The 7,853-nt window shown below is 72.3% G+C and carries 7 protein-coding genes; 3 read left to right on the top strand and 4 right to left on the bottom strand.

The features are described from left to right. A partial coding sequence (locus ACIA77_RS52180) for a phosphoketolase (protein WP_395893709.1) occupies nt 1-2,234 on the top strand: 2,234 nt, incomplete at its 5' end. A 126-nt stretch (nt 2,235-2,360) separates the two neighbouring features. On the opposite strand, the gene ACIA77_RS52175 is transcribed toward ACIA77_RS52180, so the two are convergent. Together ACIA77_RS52175 and ACIA77_RS52170 are read right to left on the bottom strand one after the other, a co-directional pair. Further along, the gene (locus tag ACIA77_RS52175; RefSeq protein ID WP_395893708.1) at nt 2,361-3,347 is read right to left on the bottom strand and encodes an Acg family FMN-binding oxidoreductase; all 987 of its coding nucleotides are present in this window, start codon (nt 3,345-3,347) and stop codon (nt 2,361-2,363) included. 475 nt (nt 3,348-3,822) lie between these two features. Further along, entirely contained in the window at nt 3,823-4,302 is a 480-nt protein-coding gene (locus ACIA77_RS52170; RefSeq protein WP_395893707.1) for a universal stress protein, read from the bottom strand. A 391-nt stretch (nt 4,303-4,693) separates the two neighbouring features. On the opposite strand from ACIA77_RS52170, the gene ACIA77_RS52165 reads away from it, so the two are divergent. Further along, nucleotides 4,694-5,680: an Acg family FMN-binding oxidoreductase gene (locus ACIA77_RS52165; RefSeq protein ID WP_395893706.1), complete on the top strand. Its 987-nt coding sequence runs from the start codon at nt 4,694-4,696 to the stop codon at nt 5,678-5,680. Nucleotides 5,681-5,688: 8 nt separating this feature from the next. On the opposite strand, the gene ACIA77_RS52160 is transcribed toward ACIA77_RS52165, so the two are convergent. Next, nucleotides 5,689-6,105, bottom strand: a complete 417-nt coding sequence (locus ACIA77_RS52160) for an HPP family protein (protein WP_395893705.1) — start codon at nt 6,103-6,105, stop codon at nt 5,689-5,691. 207 nt (nt 6,106-6,312) lie between these two features. Between ACIA77_RS52160 and ACIA77_RS52155 the strand changes: the two genes are divergently transcribed. Beyond that, nucleotides 6,313-6,912 carry a hypothetical protein gene (locus ACIA77_RS52155; RefSeq protein ID WP_395893704.1) on the top strand — a complete coding sequence of 200 codons (600 nt, stop codon included), beginning with the start codon at nt 6,313-6,315 and terminating at the stop codon, nt 6,910-6,912. A 23-nt stretch (nt 6,913-6,935) separates the two neighbouring features. On the opposite strand, the gene ACIA77_RS52150 is transcribed toward ACIA77_RS52155, so the two are convergent. Beyond that, a partial coding sequence (locus tag ACIA77_RS52150; RefSeq protein ID WP_395893703.1) for a galactose-1-phosphate uridylyltransferase occupies nt 6,936-7,853 on the bottom strand: 918 nt, incomplete at its 5' end.

Here is a 7,853-nt window from a genome sequence, read left to right as displayed (position 1 = left end):
GAGAGCCGCTCGTGCCCGGCCAGGTCAAACCGCGCCTGCTCGGGCACTGGGGGACCTCGCCAGGGCTGAACTTCGTCTACGCCCACCTCAACCGCGCCATCATCACCCACGACCTCGACGCCATGTTCGTGACCGGTCCCGGCCACGGCGGCCCCGCGCTGCGAGCGCACACCTGGCTGGAGGGGACGTACTCCGAGCTGTGGCCCGAGGTCTCGCGCGACGAAGAGGGGCTGCACCGGCTCTTCCGCCAGTTCTCCTTCCCCGGCGGGGTGCCGAGCCACGTCTCGCCGCACGTGCCCGGTTCGATCCACGAAGGCGGGGAACTCGGTTACTCGCTGGCGCACGCGTTCGGCGCCGCGTTCGACAACCCGGGCCTGCTGGTCGCCTGCGTCGTCGGGGACGGTGAGGCCGAAACGGGCCCGCTGGCCACGAGCTGGCAGGCGAACCGCTTCCTCCACCCGGCCCGGGACGGCGCGGTGCTGCCGATCCTGCATCTCAACGGTTACAAGATCGCCAACCCGACCGTGCTGTCGCGGATCCCACCGTCCGAACTGGACTCGTTGCTGCGCGGCGCCGGCTGGGCTCCGGCGTACGTGGAGGGCGACGAGCCCGCGGTGATGCACCAGGCGATGGCGGCCGCGCTCGACGCGGTGGTCGCCGACCTGATGGTGCTGCGACGCGGTCGTACGAGGCGGCCCTGGCCGATGATCGTGCTGCGGTCGCCGAAAGGCTGGACCGGCCCGGCCACTGTGGACGGTACGCGCGTGGAAGGGACCTGGCGTGCTCACCAGGTACCGCTCGCGCGGGTGCGCGAGGACCCGGAGCACCTGCGGGCCCTGGAGGCGTGGCTGCGGTCGTACCGGCCTGACGAGCTGTTCGACACGCACGGCCGGCCGACCGGTGCGGTGACCGCGTTGATCCCCCGGGGGGATCGCCGCATGGGCGCGAACCCGCACGCCAACGGCGGTGTGCTGCTCCGTCCCCTCTCGCTTCCCGAAACCGGCGACCACGCGGTTGCGGTGGTCGAGCCGGGCGCGACGTCCGCGGAGCCGACCCGGGTGCTGGGCCGCTTCCTGCGCGAGGTCTTCCGGCGCAACGCCGAATTCGCCAACTTCCGCCTGTTCGGGCCGGACGAAACCGCGTCCAACCGCCTCGACGCCGTGTACGACGTCACCGCGAAAGCGTGGCAGCTGCCGCTCGCCCCGCCCGACGAGCACCTGGCGCCCGACGGCCGCGTGCTGGAGGTGCTCTCGGAGCACCTGTGCCAGGGCTGGCTGGAGGGGTACCTGCTCAGCGGCCGGCACGGGCTGTTGTCCTGTTACGAGGCGTTCGTGCACATCGTCGATTCGATGGTCAACCAGCACGTCAAGTGGCTGCGCACGCACCGGCAGATCCCGTGGCGGCGGCCGGTCGCGTCGCTGAACTACCTGCTCACGTCGCACGTGTGGCGGCAGGACCACAACGGCTTCTCCCACCAGGACCCGGGGTTCGTCGACCACGTGGCGAACAAGAGCCCCGAGGTCGTGCGCGTGTACTTCCCGCCCGACACCAACACGCTGCTCGAGGTCGCCGCGCACTGCCTGCGCAGCCGCGACTACGTGAACGTGATCGTGGCGGGCAAGAACGAAACGCCGGACTGGCTCGACGCACAGGATGCCGCGCTGCACTGCGCGCGTGGCGTGGGGATCTGGGAGTGGGCGAGCACCCGTCTCGACCGCGAGCCCGACGTCGTGCTCGCCTGCGCCGGCGACGCCCCGACGCTGGAGGTCCTCGCCGCCGTCTCGATCCTGCGCGCCGAGCTGCCCGATCTGGCGGTGCGCGTGGTGAACGTGGTGGACCTCATGCGGCTGCAACCGGCTGCCGAGCACCCGCACGGCCTGGGTGACCGCGAGTTCGACGCCCTCTTCACCCCGGACCGGCCGGTGATCTTCGCCTACCACGGTTATCCGTGGCTCATTCACCGGCTGGCCTACCGCCGCACGAACCACGCCGAGTTCCACGTGCGCGGCTACACCGAACACGGCACCACGACCACGCCGTTCGACATGCTGGTGCTCAACCACATGGACCGCTTCCAGCTCGTGATCGACGTGCTCGACCGGGTCCCGGGACTCGTCTCCACGGCCGGCGTGCTGCGACAGCGGATGACCCAGGCCCAGGACCGGCACCGGCGGTGGATCACCGAGCACGGTGAGGATCTACCGGAAGTGCGGGAGTGGAAGTGGACCAGCTGAGCGCAGAGCCGTGAAGTGCCGGTGGCTCGAGCCGGATCGCGCCAGTGCCGATGGGCCGGCGATCACGTCGCCGGTGAACGATCGCGCACGCCCCACCTGGCCACGCGGGACAAACCGGCGTCGCCCTCATGCGGACAACGAGGACCGGTCGACGAGCACTTCCGCGAGTGTCCGTCGTGGCGTCCAGGCCACCGGCTCGCCGTAACCGAGGCGCAGCACGATCTGGGGCCACAACCCGTCTCCCATCAGGTGCCGCAGCCGGAGCCGGGTCGCGCGCACCTCGATCGGCTGGGAGATGAACGAGGCGTCGAGACCGTGGGTGGTGGCGGTCAGCAGCACCCGCTGCATCGCCTGGCCGGCGCGCAGCCGATCGGCGGGAGTGTCCCCGAACGAACCGACCACGACCACCAGCGGCGGGGTAGCCGGAGTTGCCGGGGCGGCGCGGTCCCCGCAGTCTCGCAGGACCCAGGAGTCATCGTCTGCCGTGGTGCCGCCGGCGGCGAAGGGCACGCCGTCGCGCCTGGTGGGCGCACGCCTGGTCCATCGCTGCCATTCGGCGAGGAACGCCGGATCGGCCGACTGGACGAGGTGACTTTCCTGAATCAGAGCGTGGAGTCCGGCGAGTTGCCGCTCGTCGAGGCGCGGCAGCCAGGCCGCTTCGGCTTCGGCCGCGTGCCGGAGCAGGCCGACGATCGCGGGAGGAACCGCTTTCGCGGCGAACGGGGTGCGATTGGTGTGCCGGCGCGGGATTGCGTGGGCCAGCACGACGGACCGGGCGTCGACCGGGGCCGCCGTGGTCGGCAGGACGACGGCGAGCAGGTCAGGCTCGTCGCGTCGGGGGAACATCGTCGTGGCCGGGTGCACGCCGAGGGCGCGGATCGCGATGCGCAGGTTCACCAGTGCTGCTCCGCAGGAGAGCACGAGCTCTCGCCGGTCGGCGTCGGCGACCGGCAACACGCGATCAGGGTCCGCGTAGAGCTTGATCCCCTCGCCGTCGGTGCTGAACAGCCACGGCTGGGTGTTGTGAGTGGAGGGTGCGAGCGTGGCGGCGCGAAGCACCGAGGTGACCTGATCGGAGCTCAGCCGTCCGGCCGGACCCACGTGAGGATTCATCGGTCTCCCGAGCCGCGGGAAGCGGCGAACTGGTGACGCGTTCCTGTCGAAACCCAGCTTGCGCGGGCTGGGGGAGGGGCCACAGAGCAGAAAGTCATTTCTTCCGGAATGTCGCAGATGACGCGGAGGACACGATTGCCGGCCACGACGCCCGCAGATGCCAGCTGCCTCAGGTCCGGGACCCCTCGGACCTGAAGCTGCGTGAAACCCTCTGGGATCCGCAGAACCGCGTCGAGGAGCTGATCGGCGCCCGCGGGGAGATGGATGGTCTTGTTGAAGCGGTGCCGTCGGTCGCGTAGGAGCTCGAGCGGGACGCCACGCTGCGGCGGATCGTGCGGGCCGCAGTCGATGGCGCGGGAGGACCGCCGGGACACGCTGGGCACGCTCGTCGCCTCGCGGACCCCGGGCACGAATTCGCAGAGGCGTGAGCCTGGGCACGGCGTGCGGCGCGATCGACCTGTTCCGTCGTCGTGACTCAGGCCGTCGGCGCGGGAACCAGGCGGCGGGCGGCCTCGGGTGTGACGACCACGACCGGGCAACGGGAGTAGCGCACGCACTCCCGCGACACGCTGCCGAGCAGGAATTCGCGCGTTCGCCCCGCGCCGTGGGCACCGACGACGAGGAGGTCGGCGTCGGTGGACGCGGTGATCAGCTCGGTGGCCGGATCGCCGTGCGGCGTCGAGATCGTGACCTCGGACGCCGCCGCGAACTCCGCGCGGATGCCCGCGATGTGAGCGTGCGGTGAGTACTGGCCGGCCGGTCGCCGGCCGGGTGCCTGGAAAGCCGGCGAAGTGCCGGGCACCGGCGTTTCGGTGGGCCGCACGACCACAGCGTGCACGGCGTCGCCGGGCTGGGCCGCGACGCCGAGGACCCAGCGCAGCGCCGCGTCGCTGGAGGGAGATCCGTCGAAACCGACGACGATGAAGCGGCCGGAGGCCGAGGTCGCGGAACCCATCGCAGAAGCCTTCCCTCGAGTACTGGTCGAGCGTCGGTGAACGACGCGCCCAGCGGCTAGGGCCGTCCGCCGCCGCTGCGGGGACTTTGGGCTCCAGCGGCGCACCGCGGCCGCGGCGAGCCTGGAAGGCGCCGGAGTGCTCGCCTCCGGGGGCAGGAGTGAAGATGACGCCCTCGCCGTCGGCAGTGGCCCTCGCCCCGTGCGAGAGCACCGTGCTCGCACGCGCGGTGAGCCGGGCCTCGTCTGCCCACGACACCCAGCCACGGCGGGCGCACCTCCGCAACCGCGGGTCGCCGACCTCGTCGAGCGCGCGGCCGTCCTTGGCCGCGCGACGGCCCGGCGACCGTCCCGGCACGCGGACCGAACCCGACGAGCCGATCCGGAGCACCTGATGACCACCGCACTTCCCCTCGCCGTGGAGCAAGCGCTCGCCGCGGCCGTGCGTGCCCCGTCACCGCACAACACCCAGCCGTGGCGGTTCGTCGTGGACGGGCCGCGGATCGAGGTGTGGCTCGATCGGAACCGGGTGCTGACGGTCGCCGATCCGGCCGCGCGCGAAGCCCGGCTCTCGTGCGGCGCCGCCGCGTACAACCTCGTCCTCATGTTGCGGGTCAACGGGTTCGGCACCGTGCTGCGGGTGCTGCCCGACCCGGCCGAACGCGATCTGCTCGCCGTGATCCGCCTCGACGGCGACTGCCGGCCGGCCACGCCCGACCGGCGGCTCGCGGAGGCGGTGTTCCGCCGGCACACCAACCGCCGGCCGTTGTCCGCGCGTCCGGTCTCGGCGCCGGCGCGGTTCCGGCTGCGGTCCGCGGCGCTGGCGGAAGGCGGCCTGCTCGAATTCCTCGATGCCTCGGGCCGCTACTCGCAGGTGACGGCGCTGGCCCGGCAAGCCGAGGCCGTGCAGGCCGGCGACGCGGGTTTCCGGGCCGAGTCCGCGCGCTGGACCGGTCGCGAACCGGAGAGCCCGGACGGGGTGCCGACGGCCGCGTTCGGACCTCCGCCCGAGGTGGCGATGGTGATTCCCCTGCGGTCCTCGCACGAGAACGACGCCATCCCCGCCCGGTCGTTCGAGCAGGATCCCTGCCTGGCCGTGGTGCTCACCCGTGAGCACGGGTTCGCCGCCGACGTGCGGGCGGGTCTGGTCCTGCAACGAGTGCTGCTCACCGCGACGGCCGACGGTCTGGCCACGTCCTGCGTGTCCCAGCCCTTCGAGACGGCCGTCACCCGCCGGCCGCTGCTGGAGCTGTTCCGGGAGATCGGCCAGCCGCACACCTTGGTGCGCATCGGCCACGGCCTGCCCGTCCGGATGACCGCACGCCGCCCAGCGGCCGACGTGACGACGGTGCGCACCGCGCCGCGCACACCGGTGCGCTGACCGTTCTCTCAGGACTTGGCGATCTCCGGCAGTGCGCGGAGCACGTCCCGGAACGTCACGATGCCGACGAGCTTCCCCTCGTCCACCACGGGGAGCGCCCGAACGCCGGCTTGGGCCATGCGGCGGGTCAGTTCGGCGGGATCGAGGTCGCTCGGCACGGTGACGTCCGGAGCGCGCATGACGGTCGCGACCGTGCTGGGTCCGTGCGGTGTGCCCTCGTCGTCCGCGTCGGTGTTCTGCTGAGGGGCAGGGAAACCGGCTCGCACCAGATCGAGCTCGCAGACCACGCCGAGGAGGCGGCCGGCGGGATCGACCACGGGCAGCGTCGTGAACCCGCCACGGGCCATCACGTCCGCGGCGTCGTCGAGTGGTGTGGACGGGGTCACCGCGATGACCGGCGTGGTCATGATGTCGCGCGTCTGCATGGCGGTCTCCGTTCGTCGTCGCCCAGTTCGACCTTGACCGTCGACGCGGTCGCCGGCCAAGGGCCTTTGGTCCTCGCGCGCCTCGCACCGCCGTCGGGCCGCGAGGACCCGTGGCCCGCCACCACGGGCACAAGGCCTCTTCGGCGCGGCGGGCGCCCGGTCCACGCTGAGGAGCGAAAGCCCGTCCGGGGAAGGGAAGGTGCGAGCGTGGCTCCTTCGGCGAACCATGTGCTGCGCTGGTGGCATCTGCTCGCTCCCCGGCGCGGTTCGGTGGCGCGGCCCTCGGATCGGGTGCAGGCCGGGCTGGTGCTGGTGGTGATCCTGGTTGCGCTGGTCGCGATCCCGTTCTCCGCGGCGGCCGGTTCGGCCGTGTATGCCGCGCAGAAGCAGCAGTCCGTCCGGGAGCTCGCCGAAGATCGGCCGGCGACCGCGACGCTGCTCGCCGACGGGCCGCCGGTCTCCGTCACGGGCCGCAGCGGCGAGGTCGGTGTGCCGATGCCGACCGACGCGACGTGGCTCGGTCCCGACGGGACGCGCCACACCGGACAGGTGAAAGCGGACGCGGGCACTCACCGCGGTGATCTGGTTCCGATCTGGGTCGACGGTTCCGGGGCGGTCGTCACCGCGCCGTTGTCCTCCGCGGCCGCCGTGGTCAACGCGGTCGCCGCCGCGGTCGGCCTGTACTTCGTCACCTGTTTGGCGCTGGCGCTGGCCTATGGGACCTCGGTGTTCGCACTCAACCGCCGTCGTGGCCGCAAGTGGCAGCAGGAGTGGTACGCGGAGCTGGCGAAGCGGGCGCATTCCTGAGCGGCCTCCGCGGCCGCTCCGGCTCACACCGCAGCGGCGGCGAGGCGGTTGCGCAGCCGGGCCGCGGACCGTTCCGGGGCCACGGTGACCACCGGGATCCCCGTCGCGAGTTCCAGTCCGGCCGCGATCGCCAGCCGGGGCACCAGCTGCAGGCTCCACCCGAGGAACGGCGCGTCCTCGAACCCGGTGGGCGCGGTGTGCACGACCAGGTTGTACGCGGGATCGTCGAATTCGGCCCGGAGCGCCGAGAGGACGGCGCGCAAGCACCGGGCCAGCTCCTCGACGCTGTGGCGCGGTGCGGCCGCGAAGTCCGCTCGCGGCTCACGCAGGGTCATCCTCACTTCGCAGTCGGCGGTCGGCGCGAAGGGGGTGTGCGCGACGACGTGTTCGTCGGCGTAGACGATCCTGGTGCCGGTTGTGAGCTCGGCTTTGAGCTCGTCGTTCGCCAGGCACCGGCCGGTCGTGGTGTGGTGTTCGCGGGCGATCTCGAGCCCGTGGCGGGTGGCCGGCGACAGCACCGGCAGGCCGGCGACCTGGGAGTGCGGGTGTGACAGGGAGATTCCCGCGGCCGTGCCGTAATTGCGGAAGACGGCGACTTGGGCCGCGTCGGCTCGCAGCGCGCGGTGCCGCACCTGCCAGGCGGTCAGCACATCGGCCACTTCGGACACCGCGGCGGTCGCCGGATCCCAGTCGTGGAGCGGTGATTCGATGACCACCTCGTGCCGGTCGGACAGCGCGTACCGGTTGCGCACCGCACGCACGCGCCAGCCGGCATCGCCGACGAGCCGCCAGGTCTCGGCGGGGGTGTCTTCGCCCGGGCCGGGGCAGAGGGGGCAGCCGGTGCGGGTCGGTACGTGTGGCCGGGTCGCCCGGCCGGCGGCCAGGATCGACCATCCGTGTGTTTCGGTGTTGCGGCGGAGTTCGCCGCCGTGCCACGGTTT

The sequence above is a fragment of the Amycolatopsis sp. NPDC051903 genome (genome assembly GCF_044452505.1).
Lineage (GTDB): Bacteria > Actinomycetota > Actinomycetes > Mycobacteriales > Pseudonocardiaceae > Amycolatopsis.
The sequence above is the reverse complement of the archived record's forward strand: the minus strand, read 5'-3'. Positions and strand labels throughout refer to the sequence as shown.